Origin of the sequence: Phaeobacter sp. SYSU ZJ3003 (assembly GCF_041300735.1) — a bacterium.
GTDB lineage: Bacteria > Pseudomonadota > Alphaproteobacteria > Rhodobacterales > Rhodobacteraceae > Phycobacter > Phycobacter gallaeciensis_A.
Genome location: NZ_PXNU01000015.1, coordinates 134004 through 155577, shown reverse-complemented (window position 1 = coordinate 155577; position 21574 = coordinate 134004). Strand labels below are relative to the sequence as shown.

General features: G+C 61.4%; 23 protein-coding genes. 5 read left to right on the top strand and 18 right to left on the bottom strand.

The annotated features are described in order from the left end of the window. From C6W91_RS07455 to C6W91_RS07445, 3 genes are all read right to left on the bottom strand, one after another. A partial coding sequence (locus tag C6W91_RS07455; RefSeq protein WP_370570648.1) for an autoinducer binding domain-containing protein occupies positions 1-528 on the bottom strand: 528 nt, incomplete at its 3' end. Between the two features lie 374 nt (positions 529-902). Next, on the bottom strand, positions 903-2189 hold the full coding sequence (gene ccrA, locus C6W91_RS07450; RefSeq protein WP_065272532.1) for a crotonyl-CoA carboxylase/reductase: 1287 nt from the start codon (positions 2187-2189) through the stop codon (positions 903-905). Between the two features lie 111 nt (positions 2190-2300). Further along, positions 2301-3752, bottom strand: coding sequence for a 1-acyl-sn-glycerol-3-phosphate acyltransferase (locus C6W91_RS07445; RefSeq protein WP_274831409.1), 1452 nt, complete (start codon positions 3750-3752; stop codon positions 2301-2303). A gap of 163 nt (positions 3753-3915) precedes the next feature. Here C6W91_RS07445 and C6W91_RS07440 point away from each other — a divergent pair, with 163 nt between their 5' ends. The 3 genes from C6W91_RS07440 (at position 3916) to deoD (ending at position 7062) form a co-directional block, all read left to right on the top strand. After that, positions 3916-5892 carry a protein meaA gene (locus tag C6W91_RS07440; protein ID WP_065272530.1) on the top strand — a complete coding sequence of 659 codons (1977 nt, stop codon included), beginning with the start codon at positions 3916-3918 and terminating at the stop codon, positions 5890-5892. A gap of 120 nt (positions 5893-6012) precedes the next feature. Then, positions 6013-6333 carry an H-NS family nucleoid-associated regulatory protein gene (locus C6W91_RS07435; RefSeq protein ID WP_065272529.1) on the top strand — a complete coding sequence of 107 codons (321 nt, stop codon included), beginning with the start codon at positions 6013-6015 and terminating at the stop codon, positions 6331-6333. Positions 6334-6357: 24 nt separating this feature from the next. Continuing rightward, on the top strand, positions 6358-7062 hold the full coding sequence (gene deoD / locus C6W91_RS07430; RefSeq protein ID WP_370570646.1) for a purine-nucleoside phosphorylase: 705 nt from the start codon (positions 6358-6360) through the stop codon (positions 7060-7062). A 173-nt stretch (positions 7063-7235) separates the two neighbouring features. Here deoD and C6W91_RS07425 read toward each other — a convergent pair whose 3' ends face one another. The 14 genes from C6W91_RS07425 to C6W91_RS07360 all read right to left on the bottom strand — a co-directional run bounded on the left by C6W91_RS07425 (position 7236) and on the right by C6W91_RS07360 (position 18886). Next, a complete protein-coding gene (locus C6W91_RS07425; protein ID WP_274831411.1) occupies positions 7236-8093 on the bottom strand; it encodes a DUF1989 domain-containing protein in 858 nt (285 codons plus the stop codon). A 264-nt stretch (positions 8094-8357) separates the two neighbouring features. Then, entirely contained in the window at positions 8358-9539 is a 1182-nt protein-coding gene (locus C6W91_RS07420; protein ID WP_370570645.1) for a type III PLP-dependent enzyme, read from the bottom strand. 361 nt (positions 9540-9900) lie between these two features. Further along, positions 9901-10110: a hypothetical protein gene (locus C6W91_RS07415; RefSeq protein WP_370570644.1), complete on the bottom strand. Its 210-nt coding sequence runs from the start codon at positions 10108-10110 to the stop codon at positions 9901-9903. A 60-nt stretch (positions 10111-10170) separates the two neighbouring features. Further along, positions 10171-10335 (bottom strand): hypothetical protein, encoded by a 165-nt coding sequence (locus tag C6W91_RS07410; protein ID WP_156767923.1) that lies wholly within the window; start codon positions 10333-10335, stop codon positions 10171-10173. A 187-nt stretch (positions 10336-10522) separates the two neighbouring features. Continuing rightward, complete coding sequence (locus tag C6W91_RS07405) at positions 10523-11233, bottom strand: ZIP family metal transporter (protein WP_065272524.1); 711 nt, start codon at positions 11231-11233, stop codon at positions 10523-10525. Positions 11234-11354: 121 nt separating this feature from the next. Then, positions 11355-12134, bottom strand: a complete 780-nt coding sequence (locus C6W91_RS07400; protein WP_065272523.1) for a succinate dehydrogenase iron-sulfur subunit — start codon at positions 12132-12134, stop codon at positions 11355-11357. 147 nt (positions 12135-12281) lie between these two features. Continuing rightward, complete coding sequence (locus tag C6W91_RS07395; protein WP_370570643.1) at positions 12282-13163, bottom strand: hypothetical protein; 882 nt, start codon at positions 13161-13163, stop codon at positions 12282-12284. A 129-nt stretch (positions 13164-13292) separates the two neighbouring features. Then, a complete protein-coding gene (gene sdhA / locus C6W91_RS07390) occupies positions 13293-15098 on the bottom strand; it encodes a succinate dehydrogenase flavoprotein subunit (protein WP_065272521.1) in 1806 nt (601 codons plus the stop codon). A 15-nt stretch (positions 15099-15113) separates the two neighbouring features. Then, positions 15114-15485 (bottom strand): succinate dehydrogenase, hydrophobic membrane anchor protein, encoded by a 372-nt coding sequence (gene sdhD / locus C6W91_RS07385; protein WP_370570642.1) that lies wholly within the window; start codon positions 15483-15485, stop codon positions 15114-15116. A gap of 21 nt (positions 15486-15506) precedes the next feature. Then, on the bottom strand, positions 15507-15890 hold the full coding sequence (sdhC, locus tag C6W91_RS07380) for a succinate dehydrogenase, cytochrome b556 subunit (RefSeq protein ID WP_065272519.1): 384 nt from the start codon (positions 15888-15890) through the stop codon (positions 15507-15509). Between the two features lie 299 nt (positions 15891-16189). After that, positions 16190-17236 (bottom strand): MaoC family dehydratase, encoded by a 1047-nt coding sequence (locus tag C6W91_RS07375; RefSeq protein WP_370570641.1) that lies wholly within the window; start codon positions 17234-17236, stop codon positions 16190-16192. Next, entirely contained in the window at positions 17236-17439 is a 204-nt protein-coding gene (locus C6W91_RS07370) for a DUF1737 domain-containing protein (protein ID WP_065272517.1), read from the bottom strand. The genes C6W91_RS07375 and C6W91_RS07370 overlap by 1 nt, the downstream gene beginning before the upstream one ends. Positions 17440-17446: 7 nt before the next feature. Next, the gene (locus C6W91_RS07365) at positions 17447-17995 is read right to left on the bottom strand and encodes an NnrU family protein (RefSeq protein ID WP_065272516.1); all 549 of its coding nucleotides are present in this window, start codon (positions 17993-17995) and stop codon (positions 17447-17449) included. Between the two features lie 36 nt (positions 17996-18031). Further along, positions 18032-18886: a CoA ester lyase gene (locus tag C6W91_RS07360; RefSeq protein ID WP_370570640.1), complete on the bottom strand. Its 855-nt coding sequence runs from the start codon at positions 18884-18886 to the stop codon at positions 18032-18034. Positions 18887-19298: 412 nt separating this feature from the next. Here C6W91_RS07360 and C6W91_RS07355 point away from each other — a divergent pair, with 412 nt between their 5' ends. Continuing rightward, complete coding sequence (locus C6W91_RS07355) at positions 19299-19613, top strand: hypothetical protein (RefSeq protein WP_065272514.1); 315 nt, start codon at positions 19299-19301, stop codon at positions 19611-19613. A 42-nt stretch (positions 19614-19655) separates the two neighbouring features. Here C6W91_RS07355 and C6W91_RS07350 read toward each other — a convergent pair whose 3' ends face one another. Further along, on the bottom strand, positions 19656-20411 hold the full coding sequence (locus C6W91_RS07350; RefSeq protein ID WP_274827835.1) for a sulfite exporter TauE/SafE family protein: 756 nt from the start codon (positions 20409-20411) through the stop codon (positions 19656-19658). Between the two features lie 160 nt (positions 20412-20571). Here C6W91_RS07350 and mdh point away from each other — a divergent pair, with 160 nt between their 5' ends. Beyond that, positions 20572-21534, top strand: a complete 963-nt coding sequence (mdh, locus tag C6W91_RS07345) for a malate dehydrogenase (RefSeq protein WP_065272512.1) — start codon at positions 20572-20574, stop codon at positions 21532-21534. Positions 21535-21574: the final 40 nt, after the last annotated feature.

Here is a 21574-nt window from a genome sequence, read left to right as displayed (position 1 = left end):
TGTTCGAAGACCGCTTCCCGATGGCCTAACAAAACACGTCAGGCACAAAATTCGGCACAGTCTCGCCATAAGAATCAGTTCGCGGCTGTGGGCTTCGGTGAATTCTTCCCAGTCCTCATCTGAGCAATTGTGATTGACGGTAAAGAGCGCGAATTGCCCGTTGGGACCGCGAATCGGAATTGAATAACCCTGATTGCCGACCCCATGCGCCAGCGCGTCTTTCAGAAAAATACGCGCCGATTTGGTGGACCATTCGAGCCGCTTCCAATCGACCGGATGAAACCGCTGATAACAACCAATGATGACCGGATCGGTCCGCAGATAGCCCTGCTCCAGATAGCGCTGGACCCAGACATCATCATAGGTGCCACAGCCGTATTGCTCGCCTGCGCTATCGACCCAGTGATAGACGATATGATCGATCTCAAAGGCATCCCGGACGCGCTCGGTGATCTTTTGCAGACCCTCAAGTGTCGTGGTGGCATCCAAGTCCTCCAGGATGCCGTCCAGATCTACCGTTTTCCCCATAGGATCGCGTACCGTTGTCATCAAGCTGAGGCGTGATCTCTGCATAAGCAATATCCAGCGCGATATCGAGCTGGTCGCCTAGCCTCCCCAGACCTTTTGCAGCGGCAACCTCTCTGAGGTCAACGAGAACGTCCAGAATCCATTCATTTTTTGCCATATCGGCCCCCCCTTGAGCCTATGTCACCCAAGGACAGCCTAATTTTGCGAGAATTTTTCGTATATTCGCAGATTTTCCTTCCCCAGAAATGGTGAGGAAAGCCCAGAGTAACATTCTGAAATTGTTATATTTTAAGATTCAGAAAACAAAAAAGAGCGAACCACTTGAAATGATTCGCTCTTCTGATTTTCAGCAATAGAAACCCGGCAGGGCGGGATTATTTGCCCGCTTCGAGAACGTCCTCAAGGGTGCGAAGACCGGTCTTGGGCGCCTGCACCAGAACCGACATATTGCCGGGCAGATGTTCGTTGCGCAGCATCTTCATGTGCGCCTCAGGCAGGTCGTTCCAGGTGAACACTTCGGACATGCAGGGATCAAGACGACGCTCCAGCATGAGCTTGTTCGCGGAAGACGCCTGTTTCAGGTGGGCAAAGTGGCTGCCCTGCAGGCGCTTCTGGTGCATCCACATGTAGCGCACATCGAGCGTCAGGTTATAACCGGTGGTACCTGCACAGATCACCACCATGCCGCCTTTTTTGCAGACAAAGGTGGAGACCGGGAAGGTCGCCTCACCGGGGTGTTCGAACACCATGTCGACGTTCACGCCCTTGCCGGTGATTTCCCAGATCGCGGCGCCGAACTTGCGCGCTTCCTTGAACCAGGCGGCATATTCCGGGGTGTTGACCGTCGGCATCTGGCCCCAGCAGTTGAAGTCCTTGCGGTTCAGAACGCCCTTGGCACCCAGGCCCATGACGAACTCCCGCTTGCTCTCGTCCGAGATCACGCCGATGGCGTTGGCGCCGGCGGTGTTGATCAGCTGGATCGCGTAGGAGCCAAGACCACCCGACGCGCCCCAGACCAGAACGTTCTGGCCCGGCTTCAGGTCGTGCGGCTCGTGGCCGAACAGCATGCGGTAGGCGGTGGCCAGCGTCAGCGTGTAGCAGGCGCTTTCTTCCCAGGTCAGATGCTTGGGGCGCGGCATCAGCTGCTGGGCCTGCACATTGGTGAACTGAGCAAAGGAGCCATCGGGAGTTTCATAGCCCCAGATACGCTGGCTCGGCGAATACATCGGGTCGCCACCGTTGCATTCCTCGTCGTCGCCGTCGTCCTGGTTGCAATGCACCACGACCTCGTCGCCGACTTTCCAGCGCTTCACCTTGGATCCAACCGCCCAGACGATACCCGCGGCATCGGAGCCGGCGATGTGATAGGGCGCCTTGTGACCGTCAAAGGGCGAGATCGGCTTGCCCAGCGCGGCCCAGACACCATTGTAGTTGACGCCGGCGGCCATCACCAGGACCAGCACCTCGTGGCTGTCCAGCTCGGGCACATCCACCACTTCCTCGACCATGGCAGTGTTCGGCTCACCGTGGCGCTCCTTGCGGATGGTCCAGGCGTACATCTTCTTGGGGACGTAACCCATCGGAGGGATTTCGCCCATCTCATAGAGATCCTTCTCGGGCGCCTCGTAGGACAGAACGTCGGTCTGCGTGTCCAGAGCCATGATGGCCTCCTTCGTTAAAACGGTTTTGCCGCAATGCAGAATCGCGGGTCTACCTAGGGAATAAAAACGGCAAGGTAATAATGCAACCCCATTTGAGGTTGTTTTGTAATTTTATGACCTCGCAGACGCAGAAATTTCCTTGGCGTCTGCAGCATCCGTAGGCAGGGCCGCTGCAGGCAGCAGGTGACGAATGGAGTTGGCATAGTAGGTCAGCAGGTCCCGTTTGGCGGGCACCGGCACGTAACGCCCGTGTTCGGAGCGCAGGATGCCGCGCCGCACCAGGATCCGCAGCGCTGTTTCAACCGCATAGGACCGGCTGTCGCGGGGCAGATGAATATGGGAGAGTGGCATCCGCTCCAGCAGCGCCGCAAGCCGCTGTTCCAGCGCGCTGCGCGTCATTGCGCCTTCGGACAGCAGCAACCAGCAGACCGCGGGTACCGGCAGTACCGGTACAATATCACCGATCCGCTCCATCAGCTCCTGCGACAGGGGTTCGGGTAGATCTGACGCCGTGACCGGCCCAGAAGGATCGGCAGCCTGCTGCGCGGCGGTGAATTCCGCAAGGCTCAAAGGGCGGCCAAAGTTCACCGCAGCATAGCCGAACCGGTGATAGCGACCGGTCATCCACAGCCACAGCTGCCGCAGCATCCGCGCCATCACCACGCCGATACGGGCGCGGAACCGGCGCTCTCCGGCGCGCCCGGCCGAGGTCAGGATCTTGTCCTCCAGCACCCAGTCGTAATTCAGCCCCACCGGCACAAAGACCACATCCCGCCCCGCCCCGGCCGGGTCCCGCGCGTCGACAATGTATTTCAGCAGCCCAAGACGCGGCGGCGCCAGCGCGCCGTCCAGGCTAAGCCCCCCTTCGGGGAACATCGCCTGCGTAGCCCCGCCCTGCGTGGCAAGGCGCACATAGGTGGCCAGCACCCGGCGATAGAGTTCATTGCGGGATTTGCGACGGATGAAATAGGCCCCCATGGCCCGGATCAACCGCGACAGCGGCCAGACCCGCGCCCACTCCCCCACCGCATAAGACAGGGCCGAGCGCCGCGCTGCCAGATAGGTGATCAGCACGTAATCCATATTGCTGCGGTGGTTCATCACGAAAACCAGCGTCGCCTCCGGGTCGATGCGGCGCAGTGCCTCTTCGTCCTGATGGCCCAGACGCACCCGGTAGATCGCATTGGACAGCCAGCGCGTGACGCGAATGGCAAAGCTGAAATAGGTGAAGGCGGAAAAGGAGGGCACGATCTCGCGCGCATAGCGCCGCGCCTCTTCAAAGGCGACGTTGTCGGGAATGCCTTCCGCCGCCGCGTGATCGGCCACCGCCTGCGCCACCTGCGGATCATAGATCAGCCGCTGGATCATGTCATAGCGCCGCGCCAGCCGGAATGGCTCGATCGGGCGCTCCAGCCGCTGGTTGAGCCGTGCCACCGCCCGTTCCAGCCGCCGCCGGAAGAACCAGCGCACGGATGGAAACAGGAAATGCGAGGCAAAGGTGACCGCAGCAAACAGCAGGATCAGCACAAACAGCCAAAGCGGAAGCTCTACGGTACTCGTCATGGCCCGACTGTGGCAGCAAAGGCCTGCACGGGCAATTGTAACGCAGGATCAGCGCCTGACGCGGTGTTCGCCGCAACGCAGCGAATTGACATGGGTTTATTATTCCGCTTTACATCGCCACAGCGAAATAAAATTACCCACCACAGAATCGCGAGGCCCGCCCATGTCGCAGACGCAGAATGACCGCAAAGCCGATCGTCCCTGGCTGATCCGGACCTATGCCGGACACTCCACCGCCGAGGCCTCCAACGCGCTGTACCGCTCGAACCTGGCCAAGGGTCAGACCGGCCTGTCCGTCGCCTTCGACCTGCCGACCCAGACTGGCTATGACAGTGATCACGTCCTGGCGCGCGGCGAGGTGGGCAAGGTCGGTGTGCCGGTCAGCCACCTGGGCGACATGCGTACTCTCTTCGACCAAATCCCACTGGAGCAGATGAATACCTCGATGACGATCAACGCGACCGCGCCCTGGCTGTTGTCGCTTTATATTGCCGTGGCCGAGGAACAGGGCGCTGACATCAGCAAACTGCAAGGCACGGTACAAAACGATCTGATCAAGGAATACCTGTCGCGCGGCACCTATATCTGCCCGCCGAAACCCAGCCTCAAGATGATCGCGGATGTGGCTGAATACTGCTACACCAATGTGCCCAAGTGGAACCCGATGAACGTCTGCTCCTACCACCTGCAAGAGGCGGGCGCGACGCCCGAGCAGGAGCTGGCCTTTGCGCTGGCCACCGCACAGGCGGTTCTGGACGAGCTGCGCCCGCGTATCGCGCCCGAAGATTTCCCGGCGCTGGTGGGACGGATCTCGTTCTTCGTGAACGCGGGCATCCGTTTCGTAACCGAGATGTGCAAGATGCGCGCCTTTGTCGATCTCTGGGACGAGATCTGCGAAAAGCGCTATGGCGTCGACAACCCGAAGTTCCGCCGCTTCCGCTATGGCGTGCAGGTGAACTCCCTTGGCCTGACCGAGCAGCAGCCGGAAAACAACGTCTACCGTATCCTGATCGAAATGCTGGCGGTGACGCTCTCGAAAAAGGCCCGCGCCCGCGCCGTGCAGCTGCCCGCCTGGAACGAGGCGTTGGGCCTGCCCCGCCCCTGGGATCAGCAGTGGTCGATGCGCATGCAGCAGATCCTGGCCTATGAGACCGACCTTCTGGAATACGAGGACCTTTTCGACGGCAACCCGGCGGTAGACCGCAAGGTCGAGGAATTGAAGGACGGCGCCCGTGCCGAGCTGGCCAACCTCGATTCCATGGGCGGGGCGGTTGCCTCGATTGAATACATGAAATCGCGTCTGGTGGATTCCAACGCCGAACGCCTGAACCGGATCGAGCGCAACGAGACCGTCGTGGTCGGCGTCAACCGCTGGACCGAGGGCGAGCCCTCGCCGCTGCAGACCGAAGATGGCGGCATCATGGTCGTCGATCCTGCCGTAGAGCAGCAGCAGATCGCCCGCCTCAACACCTGGCGCGCCGAACGCGACAATGCCGCCGTAGAGCAGGCGCTGGCCGCGCTGCGTCAGGCGGCCAAGGACGGCAGCAACATCATGGAACCCTCCATCGCGGCAGCCAAGGCAGGCGTCACCACCGGTGAATGGGCCGAGGAAATGCGCAAGGCCTATGGCACCTATCGCGGCCCGACCGGCGTCTCCGGTTCCCCCTCAAACAAGACCGAGGGTCTTGAGGACCTGCGCGATGCCGTCAACGCGGTCAGCGACCAGCTGGGACGGCGGCTCAAGTTCGTGGTCGGCAAACCCGGCCTTGATGGTCACTCCAACGGCGCCGAGCAGATCGCCTTCCGCGCCCGCGACTGCGGCATGGACATCACCTATGACGGTATCCGCATGACGCCGCAGGAACTGGTGGCTCAGGCTCAGAAGGACGACGCCCATGTGATCGGCCTGTCGATCCTGTCCGGCAGCCACCTGCCACTGGTCGAGGACATGATGCAGCTGTTGCGCGATGCCGGACTGGATCACATTCCGGTGGTTGTCGGCGGTATTATTCCCGATGACGATGCCGAACGGTTGAAAAAAATGGGAGTGGCGCGGGTCTATACGCCAAAAGACTTCGAGCTAAATTCAATTATGAGCGACATTGTCGACCTCGCAAAACCACCCGCGATTGCATCTTAATGGGTTGATCACGATTTTTTTCCCAAAATGGGGAAAATTCCGCTAATATTTCCGGGTCAATATCGTCATATAGGGCCGCACGAAAAATCGGGTGTGGCCCTAACGATCCGGAGTATCACAATGAGCATTGATCTTTCTTCCATGTCGCGCAGCGAACTTGTTGAGCTGAAATCTCAAATTGATGCGGCAATTAAATCGGCAGAAATCCGCGAACGTCAGGAAGCCCTGAAAGCCGCCGAAGCCGCTGCTGCCAAATACGGTTTTGCTCTGGAAGAGATTACCGGTGGCAACCAGCGTGGCGGCGGTAAAAAACAAAAAGCGGCCGCCAAATACCGCAATCCGAACAATCCCGAAGAAACCTGGAGCGGCCGTGGCCGTAAACCGCACTGGGTGCATGCTGCCCTGACCGCCGGAATGGATATCTCGGATCTGGAAATCTGATCCTGACCGGACTGGAGAAACGCAGTGACAATCCATATTGGCGCCAAAAATGGCGAGATTGCCGAAACGGTTCTGATGCCCGGCGATCCTTATCGCGCGAAATGGGCGGCAGAAACCTTTTTACAGGACGCCCGTCTGGCAAATGACGTCCGGGGCATGCTGGGATTTACCGGCAGCTGGAACGGCAATCCGGTGACAATTCAGGGGAGCGGCATGGGAATGCCATCGCTTTCCATTTACGCAAATGAGCTGATCCGGGATTTTGGCGCCAAAACCCTGATCCGTATCGGCTCCTGTGGTGGCATGCAGAAAACGGTTGGACTGAGAGATGTCATCCTCGCGATGACGGCCACCACTGCCGGATCCCCCTCGGACACGATCTTCAAAGAGGTCAATTTCGCCCCTTGCGCTGACTGGTCGCTGCTGCAGGCCGCTGCGCGGGCCGCCGAGGCGCGTGATGTCACCACCCACGTGGGCGGGATTTATTCTTCGGATACCTTCTATGACGAACGGCCCGATCTCAATGAACAGATGGTGCGTCACGGCATTCTGGGCGTCGAGATGGAAGCCGCCGAGCTCTACACCCTCGCGGCGCGCTATGGCTGCCGGGCGCTGGCGGTGCTGACGGTGTCGGACCATCTGCAAACCGGCGAAGCGCTGCCATCGGATCAGCGCGAGCGCAGCTTTGGCGATATGGTGGAAATCGCGCTGGAAGCCGCCTTCGCCTGAGACCGGCGTGGTCACGATCTCTAAGGAACATAAGAAAGGCAGCGGATCGCCTCCGCTGCCTTTTTTCATGCGCTTGCGTCAGGCGATGGCGCAGCGCGCGGCACGCGCGCTGCCGGGCCCAAGGCTATTATGACCCTGGCAGAGGGCTGCAAAGAGGCGCGGGAGAGCCCGCTTTAGCGGCCGTGGCTGCGGTCGTAGCCATTCACCGGCGGGCTGCTCCATCCCTCCAACGCGCCCGCAGCGGGGGCAAAAACCTCTACCAGCAGCGGATGGCACGCAGCGGTATCACTGGAATGCTCGGAGGAGCAATCCCCGCCGGGGCAGGCGCTGAGCGCCCCCAGCAGATCGATCTCGGCAAAGAATTCCAGATAATCGCCGGGGCGGACCGGGCTGGCCTTCATGAAATACTGCCCGGTATCGCGGGTGAAGCCAGTGCACATGAAAACGTTCAGCACATCATGCACATGCGGTTCCGCCTCCACCAGGCTCACGCCGAGATGATCGGCAAGCGCCCGGGTCAGGTTGGAGTGGCAGCAATGGTGGTACTGGCTGCCCGCCAGCAGATTGCCCGTATAGGGATCACAGCGGGTGCCGATCACATCGTGCACCGATCCGCCATAGGCATCCATGCCGTACCACTCCAGCGTATCCTCGGTGATGGTGGCCATTGGGCGCAGATACGGGAAACTGGTCCACATGCGCTCCCCGCTGGTCAGGTGGGTGCCATGCAGGGCGCGGCTCTTGCCGGAATAGAAACGCTCGGACAAGTCATTGCGGTTCCACAGGTTGAGATCCCCCACCTGCGGCCCCTCGACCGAGGAGATGCGGAAGAAATGCCCGGCAGGCACTTCGAAACAAGCGGCATCGCGGGCCGGAACCAGCACCTCGCCGGTCTTCTCCGCGCTCTCGCGCGCCGCCCGGTAGAGCGGTAGATCCGGCACCGGCAGTGTTTCATTGGGATAGCAGATGACCGGTTTGACGGCCTTGCGGGCCTCGGCGTCTGCCGGGGCGGGATGATGGGTATGGGTCATGGTCGCAAGGGCTCCTCGTATCTGGGTACCGTGTCTCCTCTTCCATTGCGCGCAGGACAGGCCTCGCCCGTGGTGGGGGCAAAGCCCCCGCCTTGGGGGCGGGCGGGGGCTGTCCGGCCTAAGGCCGAACAAGCGGTCGATCTGCGACGATGGGCGCGGTGTCCGGTTGTCGTTCTCTGCATTCAAAAAACCAAAGGCGTCCGGGTACAAGCCCCGAACGCCCTTGCGACCTTCAAATTTCCCTGATCATGGCCCGCGCCGGCGTCAGATCACCACCACATCCAGCGGCGGGAAGCCATTGAACCCGACCGAGGCATAGGTCGAGGTATAGGCGCCACAAGCATGGATCACCACGCGATCCCCTGCCTTGAGGCCAAGCGGCAGCTGGTAGGGCTGCTTTTCATAAAGCACATCCGCGCTGTCGCAGGAGGGCCCCGCCAGAACGCAAGGCCCAGTGCTCTCATGATCGCGGTCAGAGGTGATGCGATAGCGGATCGCCTCATCCATGGTTTCCGCCAGCCCCGAGAACTTTCCGATATCCAGATAAACCCAGCGGTGCAGATCTTCGTCGTGTTTTTTCGACACCAGCAGCACCTCGGCTACGATGGCGCCTGCCTCGGCCACCAGACCGCGGCCCGGCTCGGCCATCACCTCGGACGCATCGGGGAAACGTGCATCAACCTGCGCCATCACCGCGCGGGCATAGTCACTCGGCCCCATCACGGTATTGACGTAAGACGCCGGAAAACCGCCACCGATGTTCAGAAGGCGCATGGAATGGCCTGCCTCTTTTGCGGCCTGCCAGACAACGTGGACCTGATCCAGCGTCGCCCCCCACATCATCGGATCACGTGTCTGCGAGCCGACATGGAAGGACAGACCATCGGCCACGAGGCCCAGCGTGCGCGCACGATCCATCAGCGCCAGCGCCATATCCGGGGTGCAGCCGAACTTGCGGCTGAGCGGCCAGTCGGCACCGGTGGCATCGACCAGCAGACGCACACAGACGTGGGCGCCGGGGGCGTGTTCGGCCAGTTTCTCCAGCTCCTCCACCGCATCGACAGCGAAATGACGGATGCCAATGCCATGGGCAAAGGCGATGTCAGCCGGGCGTTTGATGGTGTTGCCAAAGGTGATCTGATGCGGCGCGGCACCGGCGGCCAGGCACATCTCGATCTCGGCGCGGCTGGCCGCATCGAAGTTGGAACCCGAGCGCACGAGGCGACGCAGCAGGGCTGCTTCGGGGTTGGCCTTGACCGCATAGTGGATGCGCGCCCGGCCCAGACCATTTGCCAGCGCCTGATACTGGCGCGACACTGCGGCGCCGTCGATCACAAGGGTCGGACGTGCGAAAGCGGTGTTCGCGATATACTCGATGTGGCGTGCTGCAGGTACGACTTCACATTCGCGGGCGATTTGCCCGGTGACGTTTGCGTTCATGGTCATCTCCAAAAGACCCGGCCATCTATGACCGCTCACTTCAATCAGAGACGTTACCGTCGCTACGTAACCCTAGGGCTTTGAGCCCTTTCGACAGAGGCGCGTGCGTTGGCGTCTTAAGCGCGCATATCGGGCAAACCTTTGAGTCGTTCAAGTGGTTTTCTGCACGAGGCTGCGGATTTTTTCAGCGCCCCGATAGCTGCACTGAATCGGCAACGCCCGCGCCTAGCCTATGGGTGCAACCCTCGCGTCAGAAACACGCCATCTGCCGCGTGTCCCGCGCCGCGCATCGCGCGGCGCTACGCCCAAGGGCGAAAGGCAGCCTCCGGCTGCCGTGTCGTGCGCGGGAGATCCCCCGGCGCCCCGATCAGCGCCCTCCCCTGCCCTGTCTTGCCGGGTTCAGGCATTGGCGCGGCGCCGCATCGCCCTGCTGTACCGCACCGCAGAAGGTGCAGCGCCACTGGCCCTTGCTGCGCTCGGCGCGCCAGCGGCAGTTGCGGGTCAGCGAAGACGTGGTATGGCGCCAAATGAAATAGGCAAAGACACCGGCGAGAAGGATCAGCAGAAGAATGGGCATACGCGCTGTCTAGCGCCCTCCTGCAGGCCTATCAATCCGGCCTCAGCCAAGGTGCCCGGGTCAGGCTGCCTCGTAGTAAGGCGCGTAGGCGGCAACCGGCTGCTCTTCACGCGGCTGCGGCAGGGCAGCGGGGGTGAAATAGGCCCATGCCTGCTCCAGATCCTTGAGCGCTGCGGCGGCTTTGTCTTCGATCAGTTTGGCGGTCTGTGCGACGGTATTTTCCATGGAAACATGTCCTTGTGTTCAGGCTGCTTCCTCCCTTGGCCAGAACATATGCAAGGAACGCAGGCGTGAGCAGGTCGCTTTTGAGCAAAGTCGCCATGCAGAAATGACAAACCTTTGACCCAAGAAGACCTGGCGCAGCGGCAGCTCTGCCGCCCCACAAACGGGCCATCGCTGAACAGCCCGCACATCATCCGATCAGCAGATGCCCGGCCAGCCCAAGCGCAAAGCCTGCCACGGCCCCCAGCGACGGCGCCGAACTGCCCGCCTCATGCACTTTCGGAGCAATGTCCTGAAACAGCAGATACAGGATCCCGCCCGAGGCAAAGACCATGATCACGTCCAGGATATGCGACTGCTGTTCCAGCCAGATCAGCCCCACTGCGGCACAAAGCGGTCCAAGGGCTGCCAGGCCGACAAACAGCAGCAGCACGTGCCAGGCAGGACTGTCGCAACGCCAGATATCGCGGAATGCGGCAAAGCCTTCGGGCACGTTCTGCAAAAAGATCATCAGCGCCAGCAACAGCGCGGTGCCGTCCTCCGCACTCAGCATGGCGCCAAGGGCCAGCGCCTCAGGCAGGAAATCCAGCAGCATGGCAAACAGCAGCGCCAGGCTGCCCTGCCCCCGGGACATGCCCTTGTCGATCCAGTAGAACGCGAGCCCGCCTGCCCCCAGCCAGAACAGGGCCTCCATCGGCGTCAGCATTCTTGTTCCCTCGGGGATAAGCACCAGCGCTACCGCGCTCAGCAGGGCGCCACCGCCAAAGGAGGTAACCCAGGACAGCACCGCTTTGTGAAGCTCTGCATCGCGGATGTTCTCGATCCACGCCAGCACACCACCAATCGGTAGCGCCAAGCCGGCAAAACCAGCCAGAACAAGAGCAGAGATGAAAGGATCCATGCCGGTGACTTAGACAGGTTTGGCAAAGCGCGGCAAGGATGCGCGGCGCCCCCAGCCCAAAAGAAACCGCCGCGACGATGGACTCGTCGCGGCGGATCAGATTTCAAAACCGTTATTGGGATCAGACGGCGCGTTCGACCATCATCTGCTTGATATGAGCAATCGCCTTGGCGGGGTTCAGGCCCTTCGGGCAGGTCTTGGCGCAGTTCATGATGCTGTGGCAGCGATAAAGCTTGAACGGATCTTCCAGCTGATCCAGACGCTCGCCAGTGGCTTCATCGCGGCTGTCGATGATCCAGCGGTAGGCGTGCAGCAGCGCGGCCGGGCCGAGATAGCGATCGCCGTTCCACCAGTAGCTCGGGCAGGAGGTGGAGCAGGAGGCGCACATCACGCATTCATACAGACCGTCGAGCTTCTTGCGGTCCTCGATGGACTGTTTCCACTCTTTCGCCGGGCGGTTGGTCTTGGTCTCCAGCCACGGCATGATCGAGGCATGCTGGGCGTAGAAATGTGTCAGATCGGGGATCAGGTCCTTCACCACCGGCATATGCGGCAGCGGGTAGATCTTCACGTCGCCCTTCACCTCATCCAGGCCATAGATACAGGCCAGGGTGTTGATCCCGTCGATGTTCATCGCGCAGGAGCCACAGATGCCTTCGCGGCAGGAGCGGCGGAAGGTCAGCGTCGGATCGATCTCGTTCTTGATCTTGATCAGCGCGTCCAGAACCATGGGACCGCATTTGTCCATGTCCAGAAAATAGGTGTCGACCTGCGGGTTCTTGCCGTCATCCGGGTTCCAGCGATAGATCTGGAACTTGCGAACGTTGGTTGCGCCTTCAGGCTTGGGCCACGTCTTACCCGTGGTGATCTTGGAGTTTTTCGGAAGTGCGAATTCGACCATAGATCTGTCTCCTTGCTTAGCCGCCCATCGTCAGGGACCAAAGCGGTGCCTGCAGACAGGAGATCGGATGAACCGGCGCGGGGCGACCCTGCCGGAAAGCGAGTGTTGCGCCCAAAAGGGCGTCAGCGTTGTTCTCTGCGGGGGCCATCATGCCAGCCCTCCGTTTGCCATCGGTGCCTTGGCCGCGATGCCGGACAGCACGGCAGCATCTGCGGGGAACAGGCGCGACAGCCGGTCAGTCAGCGCAGTATCGCGCGCCGCAAGGTGCAGCACCGCCTGATATTCCGCATCCCCGGCCATCTGGCGCCAGCGTTGATCGGTTTGCAGGTCTTCGGCGCTCTGCGCCTCTTTCTGGAAAGAGGAGCCACCGCCATAGCGCTGCACGGAGCCAAGGGTATTGTCGCGGGTCTCAAGACCCAGCTCCGCCAGCAGCGCGGCGCGATAGGCGTCCTCACCGCACCAACGATCATAGGAGATGCAGCTGATCGCCAGATCGCGGGCCTGTTCGACAAGTCCCAGCAGCCGGGTATAGGTGTCCATCGCGCGCAGCAGGATCGCATTGCGCCGCACCAGGCTGTAACCGGAATTGCCCTGCATCTTTTTCAGAAGCGAGGCAGACCAGTTGAGGAAACTGCGATAGATCACCACGTTGCGCGTCAAGAGCCCCTCGTCAAAGGGACCAGAGACCTGCCGCTCACCAGTGAATTCTGCCGGAGAGGTATCCTCGTAGGACATCACCAGAAGCGCGCCATTGCCTGCAGTACCTGCAACCGAAGCCATATCACGCAGCGCCTTGTGCTGGGGCGCGTGGGCCCCATCCACTTCGATCCCGCGAAAGGCCCGGAACGGATCGCTGCCCGGCTTGCAATTGTTGAGGAACACCGACCGTCCGCCCGGCGCATTGCGCTGCATCCACCCCACGATGGCGTGGTTGCCCGAGCGGCGCATGCCGAACAGGCGCAGGGCAACGCCGGGGATAATCCCCAACTGCTGCCATGCAAAGCCCGGTTGCGATGCGACAGAGGCCATCAGATGCCCCTCCCGTCACAGGCAGGATCACAGGCGTGCACAGCCCCGCATGCAGGCAGGCGCCCCCCCGGAAGGGGACGCGCTGCATGAAGCGAGGGATATGCGACCAGAGGCATTGGGTGCTCTGCCTCAGAAGGTCCGCGCTTTGGGCGCGATCCGCTTGAGGCTGATGCCGCCCTCGGCTTCGGTGCTGAGCGGATCCACGACCACCGGACGATAGCTGAGATCGACCGAGTTGCCTTCGACGCGGGCAACCGAGTGGACGCGCCAGTTTTCGTCGTCACGGGTGGTGAAGTCCTCATGCGCGTGGGCGCCGCGGCTTTCCTTGCGGGCCTCTGCGCCAACAATGGTGGCCAGCGCGTTCGGCATCAGGTTGGTCAGCTCCAGCGTTTCCATCAGGTCAGAGTTCCAGACCAGCGAGCGGTCGGTAACCTTGAGGTCGCCCAGTTTCGCAGCGATGGCAGTCATCTTCTCAACGCCTTCGGCCATGGTTTCCGAGGTACGGAACACGGCCGCATCGGATTGCATGGTGCGCTGCATTTCCAGACGCAGATCCGCGGTCGGGATACCGCCACTCGCGTTGCGCAGCCCGTCGAACCGATCAAAGGCCTTGTCGATCTGGGACTGGTTCAGCACCGGGTTCGGCGCGTCTGCGTCGACCACCTTGCCCGCGCGGATCGCAGCGGCGCGGCCGAACACGACGAGGTCGATCAGCGAGTTGGAGCCAAGACGGTTGGCACCGTGCACCGAGGCACAGCCCGCTTCGCCAACAGCCATCAGACCCGGCACCACGGCGGTGGGGTCTTCGGCGGTGGGGTTCAGCACTTCCCCCCAGTAGTTGGTCGGAATGCCGCCCATGTTGTAGTGCACCGTCGGCAGAACCGGGATCGGCTCCTTGGTGACATCGACACCGGCAAAGATCTTGGCGCTTTCCGAGATGCCCGGCAGACGTTCGGCCAGGGCTTCGGGCGGCAGGTGCGACAGGTTCAGGTGAATGTGATCACCATGTTCGCCCACACCGCGGCCTTCGCGGATCTCCATGGTCATGGAGCGGGAGACATAGTCGCGCGGGGCAAGGTCCTTGTACTGGGGCGCGTAACGCTCCATGAACCGTTCGCCTTCGGAGTTGGTGAGATAGCCACCTTCGCCGCGCGCGCCTTCGGTGATCAGGCAGCCGGAACCGTAAATGCCGGTCGGGTGGAACTGCACGAATTCCATGTCCTGCAGCGGCAGACCTGCACGGGCCACCATGCCGCCACCGTCACCGGTGCAGGTGTGGGCCGAGGTGGCGCTGAAGTAGGCACGGCCATAACCGCCGGTCGCCAGAACGACCATCTTGGCGTTGAAGACATGCATGGTGCCGTCGTCGAGTTTCCAGCAAACAACGCCCTGGCACTGCCCATCTTCGGACATGATCAGGTCGATGGCGAAATACTCGATGTAGAACTCCGCATTGTTCTTGAGGCTCTGACCATAAAGCGTGTGCAGGATGGCGTGACCGGTCCGGTCAGCCGCGGCACAGGTCCGCTGCACGGCGGGGCCTTCACCGAATTCGGTGGTGTGACCACCAAACGGGCGCTGGTAGATCTTGCCTTCTTCGGTACGCGAGAAGGGCACGCCATAGTGTTCCAGCTCGTAAACCGCCTTGGGCGCTTCACGGGCGAGGTATTCCATCGCGTCGGTGTCACCCAGCCAGTCCGAGCCCTTGACGGTGTCATACATGTGCCACTGCCAGTGGTCCGGGCCCATGTTCGACAGCGAGGCGGCGATACCGCCTTGCGCCGCAACCGTGTGGGAGCGGGTCGGGAAAACCTTGGTCACACAGGCCGTGCGCAGACCCTGCTCGGCCATGCCGAGGGTCGCGCGCAGACCGGCGCCGCCGGCACCCACCACGACCACGTCATAGTCATGTGTTTCGTATTCGTAAGCAGCCATTGGGAACCTCGGGGATTAAAGGGCCAGACGGACGAGGGCGTAAACCCCGGTCACGGCGACGGCGTAGGACAGGCAGGTCATCAGGATGATCGCCAGGCGGCCCTTGAAGCCGTGGACGTAATCCTCAAGCATGATCTGCGCACCCGATTTAAAGTGCATCATGCCGACCCAGATGGTCAGCGCGGCGATGATCGCCGGGAAAGGACGCGCGTAATAGGCGGTGATCTCTTCGTAGGATCCGCCCAGCGTGCAGCCGAAGGTGAAGATGAACAGCGGCACCAGGATCAGCAGCGCGACCGAGCTGACCTGCATCGACCAGTGATGCTCGGTTCCGGATTTCGCGGCGCCCATGCCAATGGCGCGCTTGCGGTCTGTAAGATATCGCATAGCTTTCTCTCTCCCTTGGCGTCAGACGATGATCAGGGTGATGGCGGTCAGGACGACCGACCCGATGACGACAACCCAGCCTAGTTTCTGCGCGGGTTCCAGATCCATCATCTTGCCGTTGTCCCAGAGCAGGTGACGCACACCGGCCAGCAGGTGATACCACATGCCCAGAACCGACAGGCTGAGGACCAGATCGCCGAACCAGCTGGTCAGCACTCCGTTGGCGATTGCGAAATATTCAGCAGAGGTCGCCGCAGCGAGGAACCACCAGACAACCAGCAATGCGGTCACGATCAGGGCGTTGCCTGTGATCCGCGTGAGGATCGAGGTGACAGAGGTGATCTGCGGGCGGTAAATCGACAGATGCGGCGAAAGCGGGCGATTGCCCCGATTTACATCGGCCATGTTGGCTCCTTTCCGGTTAGCTGCTCACGTTTTAGCGGATTTTTGCGCGCTGTCACGCAAACGAGTGGTAAAAATCGGGTCATATTTGTACTGCATCGCAGAAAAGCCGGATTTTGTGATCACGCGGGTCAGATAAGTGATCACAAATCTTGGTTTCCCAAAAATTGCGCAGAATCACGGCTGCGGCGCTTCGGCTCCGCCTAGCCGCCGATATATCCGTATTTCGATGTCAGAAGTGTAGGGCCCCCGCCCCGTCCCGGGCAACAGCCGGGTCGCAAGCGGGGGCGGGTCTTTTGAGCTTACTTGGGCATCAGGGCCCAGTAGTCGAGATCCAGCAGGACCTCGGGCAGGTATTTGCCGTCTTCGCCCTTCAGCGCGAAGGGGGCGCCGCCGCTGGTAGCGACCAGACGCAGGCGGATGGCACCGACGCCGGGGGCCTCGGTATCGGCCTTGTCCAGTACCTCGGACCAAGCGCGGATGGTGGTGCCGGACAGACAGGGGTTCGCATGCGCACCGCCGTTGAGCCCGACGATCATCTGCGCATTGGCCAACCCGTTGAAGGACAGCGCCCGCGCCATGGAGATGACATGACCGCCATAGATCAGCCGGGTACCATCGGGCCGCGCGGTGGCGTCGAAATGCACCTTGGCGGTGTTCTGCCACAGGCGAGTGGCCAGCATATGCTCGGCCTCTTCTACCGTCACACCATCGACGTGGTCGATGGTCTCGCCCACCTCGTAATCGCCCCAACGATGCGCCTCACCCGCCAGGGTGAAATCGTAGTCGCTGAAATCAAGCCCACCAGGGATCTTCAGATCCGAGGCCGGGATCACTTTGCTCAGATCGGGGATCACGGTTTCGGGCGCGGGCGCATCAAGGTCCTTCTTACGCACCATCACCCAGCGCACGTATTCCATCACGACATCGTCGTTCTGGTTCAGCCCGCGGGTCCGCACGTAGACCACGCCCGATTTGCCGTTGGAGTTCTGCTTGACCCCGATCACCTCGGATTCCGAGCGCAGCGTGTCGCCCTCATAGACCGGCAAGAGCCAGCGGCCCTCGGCATAGCCCAGGTTCGCGACTGCATTGAGCGAGATATCCGGTACCGTCTTGCCGAATACGATGTGGAAGGCCGCCAGATCATCCAGCGGCGCTGCAGGCAGACCACAGCCGCGCGCAAATTCATCCGAGGAATAGAGCGCATGACGCGCCGGATAGAGCGCGTGATACAGCGCCCGTTCGCCCCCCGAAACGGTGCGCGGCACCGCGTGGGCGATCACATCCCCCACTTTATAGTCTTCGAAAAAGCGCCCCGGATTGGTTTTCGCAGCTGTGGTCTTGGCCATCAGTGCTCTCCTAGTTTTGTGTCAGGTGTGTAAGTGCCTTCCACCTCTTTCACCACGGATTGGCCGCAACGCATGATGCCTTTGACCGGGTCAAAGGTCTGGGTGGGGGAGCCATACAGCTCCCATCCCTTGTTCAGCGCATCGGTCACCTTGTGACAAAAGGCAGAAGTGTCGTCTTCGCTCAGAAAGCGGTAAAGTTTCATGGCTCAGTTACCCCGGAAATGGTGTGGGGCCGATCAGCCCGTGAATATAGCCGATCACCGCGAGCAGCACGATCGAGGCGACAAAGAACATGCCATCCTTGGCGATGCTGCCCTTGGGGCCGGGCGTCCATTGCGGCTCGGCGCGGTTGATCAGCATCATCTGCACCGGCACATAAAGCAGCATACCGCCAAACAGCACGATCGAGGCGAGATCGCCATTGACCAGAAGGTGTGCAATCGCCCAGAGCGCAAAGCCGGTCAGCATCGGATGCCGCATACCGGACAAGAGCGCGCCCTTTTTCGGGGCCGGAGACATCATATAGATGGCGATCAGCACCAGCAGGTTATTGATATGCACCATGAAGGACGGCGGCGCCCAGACGTAGATGAAATCTGTAGCGCGATAGCCGATGACCATCAGGACAATGCCCGCCACGATGGCCAATGCGGTGATCCCCTTGCCTTTGTCGCCAAGGGAGGCGCGCGCGTCGGGGGCGAGGCGTTTGAACATATGCCCGCCCCACCAAAGCAGGATGCCCAGGACCAGAAGTGCCATATCAGTCTCCGATTTAGGTGTTAAACTGATTCACACCTAGGCCGAAATGGCTGCGATTGCATCCGCTTTTGCAAGAATCTCCCGCGCCGTCGCGACGTGCAGGTTCTCGACGATCTTGCCATCAACCACGGCCACGCCCTGCCCCGAGGCTTCGACCTCTTCAAAGGCGGCAATCTGGCGGCGGGCCAGATCAATCTCGGCCTCAGACGGGGCAAAGGCGGTGTTGGTCACATCAACCTGCGCCGGGTGGATCAGCGTCTTGCCGTCAAAGCCCATGTCGCGGCCCTGATCGCATTCAACTTTCAGCCCCTCATCATCCTTGAAGGCATTGTAGACGCCATCGACGATGATCCTACCTTCGGCCTTGGCCGCGAGCAGGCACAGGCCCAGCCCGGCCATCATCGGCAGGCGGTCGGCGCGGAACCGGGTCTGCAACTCCTTGGCCAAATCGTTGGTGCCCATCACCATGCCCTGCAATTTGGGATGCGCTGCGATCTCCGCCGCATTCAGCATGCCGCGCGGGGTTTCCATCATTGCCCAGAGCGGCTTGTCACCGGTGATTTCGGCCAGCGCGTCCAGATCAGCCGACGAGGAAACCTTGGGAAGCAGGATCGCATCGCAATCCATCTTTGCCGCCGCCTCGGCATCGGCGCGGCCCCACTGGGTGTCCAGCCCGTTGATCCGCACGATCCGCACCCGGGCGCCATACCCCCCTTCGGCCAGCGCGGCAGCCAGCGTGTCGCGGGCGTTTTCCTTTTCCTCGACCGAAACCGCGTCCTCGAGGTCAAAGATCACCGCATCAACCGGCAGGTTGCGGGCCTTGTCCAGCGCGCGCGGCTTTGAGCCGGGGATATACAGAACCGAACGATAAGGGCGGGTGCGCGGGTCCATCTGATCTCTCCAAGTTATTTTGTTGCGCAAACCGGTATAGATTCGGCCAGATACTTTCAAGAAAAATCCTGCCGCAGTGCAGAAAGCACAAAATCCGCGCAACAAAGCCCTTGAATTTCCAGCCGAATCGTGGGCGCGCACAGGGTTAACCTGTTATCAGCACCTTCTTGGCACAGTTTACCTATCGCGCAGGTGATCACGGCCAGCCCATTTCAGTCCGACTGTGATCCGCCCGCACGGGGCCGGAATGGCCTGCATTGAACCTGCTGACCCGGCGGTCCGCAGCACTCCCCTGGGCCAAAGGCCCGCATAACGATTACGTCACTCACACACCGGCCCACACATGGGACTTCGGAAGAGCGCAGGTTGCTGTCTCTTTCCCTGTCAGGCCGTTCGGGAAAGGGTAAAACCCATGAAGAAGACGATGTTCAAAACAACCGCAGGTCTGGCCATCCTGGTGCTGACCGCAACGCAATCCTTCGCCCAGGGCCGCAACTGCGCCCCGCGCGAGGTCGTCGTCGGACGACTGGCCGAGAAATACGGCGAAAGCCGCCAAAGCATCGGCATTGGCGGTCAGGGCGTGGTGATGGAGACCTTTGCCTCGACCGAATCCGGCACCTGGACCATCACCGTGACGATGCCCAATGGCATGACCTGTCTGATGGCCTCGGGCCAATCCTACGAGGCGCTTGCCGAAGCCCTGCCCAACGCAGACAACGACGCCTGATACGGCCTGCTGACATGGGCCGGGATGCGCAGGGCGTAGCCCTCAGGTCAGCCCGTCCCAGATCAGTTTGACGCCCGTCACCGTCAGCAGGACATAGGCCAAGGCAAAGAATACCCTTTCGGGAATGCTGTGGTGCAGCCGCACCCCCGCCCATGTCCCGAATAGGGCAAAGGGCGCCAGCATCAGATCGAGTTTCAGCGTCTCGGCGCTGAACAGGCCCAGCCCGGCATAGGGTACGGCCTTGGCGATGTTCAGCACCCAGAAGACCAGCACCGTGGTTGCCTGATATTCGGTTTTCGTAGGGCGGCGGCTGAGGAGATAGACCGCGGCGGGCGGCCCGCCTGCGTGGCTGACAAAGCTGGTGAAGCCCGCAACGCCCCCGGCCAGAACCCCGCTCCAGCCCGGCAGATCGCGCTGCGCCCGCATGGCCAGCCCGATACGGCCGCGCAATTGCCAGATCACAAAGGCAATCGACAGCCCGCCGATCAGCAGCCGCATGGTATCGGCCTCGATTGCGGAGAACAGCCAGGCCCCCAGCGCCACCCCCGGCAACCCGCCCGCGATCAGCAACAGACCATCGCGCCCATTCCAGCGCCGCCAATAGGGTCTGAGAGACGCCACATCGATCAGCATCAACAGCGGCAGCATCAGCGCAAGCGCCTGACCCGGCTCGACAATCAGCGCAAGAATCGAAGCTCCGGCAAAGGCCGCGCCCGAGCCAAAGCCGCCCTTGGACACCCCAGCAAAGACCACAGCAGGCACCGCAACGGCGAAAAACATCGGGCTGACATCCACCATCGGCACGCAGCAGAACTCCTTTATTTCAAAATCATTTAGCCCGCCTATCCACTGGCCCGCAAGCCGCGCAAACCCCACGCCGCAGCGCAGAAGGCTTGCGTGGCGGCGCGTTAGGGCTTAGGCATCGCTGCAAATTCAACCGGACCGGAGAGACATCCCCATGGCACGACCCAAAATCGCCCTTATCGGCGCAGGTCAGATCGGTGGCACCCTTGCCCATCTCGCAGCTCTGAAAGAACTCGGCGACGTCGTTCTTTTCGATATTGCCGAAGGCACCCCGGAAGGCAAAGCGCTGGATATCGCAGAATCCGGTCCCTCCGAAGGCTTTGACGCCTCGCTGAAGGGCACCCAGAGCTATGCCGATATCGCGGGCGCAGACGTCTGCATCGTCACCGCCGGCGTGCCGCGCAAGCCGGGCATGAGCCGCGATGACCTGCTGGGTATCAACCTGAAAGTCATGAAATCCGTTGGCGAAGGCATCCGCGACAACGCGCCCGACGCCTTTGTGATCTGCATCACCAACCCGCTGGACGCGATGGTATGGGCTCTGCGCGAATTCTCGGGCCTGCCCCACGAGAAAGTCTGCGGCATGGCCGGCGTTCTGGACTCCGCCCGCTTCCGCCACTTCCTGGCCGAAGAATTCAAGGTCTCCATGAAAGACGTCACCGCCTTTGTTCTGGGCGGCCACGGCGACACCATGGTTCCGCTGACCCGCTACTCCACCGTTGCCGGTATCCCGCTGCCCGACCTGGTGCAGATGGGCTGGACCACACAAGAGAAGATGGACGCCATCGTGCAGCGTACCCGTGATGGCGGCGCCGAAATCGTTGGCCTGCTGAAAACTGGCTCCGCCTTCTACGCACCGGCGACCTCGGCCATCGAAATGGCCGAAGCCTACCTGAAAGACCAGAAGCGCGTTCTGCCCTGCGCCGCCTATGTGGACGGTGCCCTGGGCCTTAACGGCATGTACGTGGGCGTGCCCACCGTGATCGGTGCCGGCGGCGTCGAGCGCGTCATCGACATCAAGATGACCAAGGACGAGCAAGCCATGTTCGACAACTCGGTCAACGCAGTCAAAGGTCTGGTCGACGCCTGCAAAGGCATCGACGCCTCGCTGGCCTAAGACCAGCACCAAGCGATTTGGAAAAGGGTCCGGTTTTCCG

Bases quoted from the DNA above. Each gene is read 5' to 3' on its own strand.
- ccrA (WP_065272532.1), bottom strand. From the start codon at position 2,189: ATGGCTCTGGACACGCAGACCGACGTTCTGTCCTACGAGGCGCCCGAG.
- C6W91_RS07445 (WP_274831409.1), bottom strand. From the start codon at position 3,752: ATGACGAGTACCGTAGAGCTTCCGCTTTGGCTGTTTGTGCTGATCCTG.
- C6W91_RS07440 (WP_065272530.1), top strand. From the start codon at position 3,916: ATGTCGCAGACGCAGAATGACCGCAAAGCCGATCGTCCCTGGCTGATC.
- C6W91_RS07435 (WP_065272529.1), top strand. From the start codon at position 6,013: ATGAGCATTGATCTTTCTTCCATGTCGCGCAGCGAACTTGTTGAGCTG.
- C6W91_RS07425 (WP_274831411.1), bottom strand. From the start codon at position 8,093: ATGACCCATACCCATCATCCCGCCCCGGCAGACGCCGAGGCCCGCAAG.
- C6W91_RS07420 (WP_370570645.1), bottom strand. From the start codon at position 9,539: ATGACCATGAACGCAAACGTCACCGGGCAAATCGCCCGCGAATGTGAA.
- C6W91_RS07415 (WP_370570644.1), bottom strand. From the start codon at position 10,110: ATGCCCATTCTTCTGCTGATCCTTCTCGCCGGTGTCTTTGCCTATTTC.
- C6W91_RS07410 (WP_156767923.1), bottom strand. From the start codon at position 10,335: ATGGAAAATACCGTCGCACAGACCGCCAAACTGATCGAAGACAAAGCC.
- C6W91_RS07405 (WP_065272524.1), bottom strand. From the start codon at position 11,233: ATGGATCCTTTCATCTCTGCTCTTGTTCTGGCTGGTTTTGCCGGCTTG.
- C6W91_RS07400 (WP_065272523.1), bottom strand. From the start codon at position 12,134: ATGGTCGAATTCGCACTTCCGAAAAACTCCAAGATCACCACGGGTAAG.
- C6W91_RS07395 (WP_370570643.1), bottom strand. From the start codon at position 13,163: ATGGCCTCTGTCGCATCGCAACCGGGCTTTGCATGGCAGCAGTTGGGG.
- sdhA (WP_065272521.1), bottom strand. From the start codon at position 15,098: ATGGCTGCTTACGAATACGAAACACATGACTATGACGTGGTCGTGGTG.
- sdhD (WP_370570642.1), bottom strand. From the start codon at position 15,485: ATGCGATATCTTACAGACCGCAAGCGCGCCATTGGCATGGGCGCCGCG.
- sdhC (WP_065272519.1), bottom strand. From the start codon at position 15,890: ATGGCCGATGTAAATCGGGGCAATCGCCCGCTTTCGCCGCATCTGTCG.
- C6W91_RS07375 (WP_370570641.1), bottom strand. From the start codon at position 17,236: ATGGCCAAGACCACAGCTGCGAAAACCAATCCGGGGCGCTTTTTCGAA.
- C6W91_RS07370 (WP_065272517.1), bottom strand. From the start codon at position 17,439: ATGAAACTTTACCGCTTTCTGAGCGAAGACGACACTTCTGCCTTTTGT.
- C6W91_RS07365 (WP_065272516.1), bottom strand. From the start codon at position 17,995: ATGGCACTTCTGGTCCTGGGCATCCTGCTTTGGTGGGGCGGGCATATG.
- C6W91_RS07360 (WP_370570640.1), bottom strand. From the start codon at position 18,886: ATGGACCCGCGCACCCGCCCTTATCGTTCGGTTCTGTATATCCCCGGC.
- C6W91_RS07355 (WP_065272514.1), top strand. From the start codon at position 19,299: ATGAAGAAGACGATGTTCAAAACAACCGCAGGTCTGGCCATCCTGGTG.
- C6W91_RS07350 (WP_274827835.1), bottom strand. From the start codon at position 20,411: ATGGTGGATGTCAGCCCGATGTTTTTCGCCGTTGCGGTGCCTGCTGTG.
- mdh (WP_065272512.1), top strand. From the start codon at position 20,572: ATGGCACGACCCAAAATCGCCCTTATCGGCGCAGGTCAGATCGGTGGC.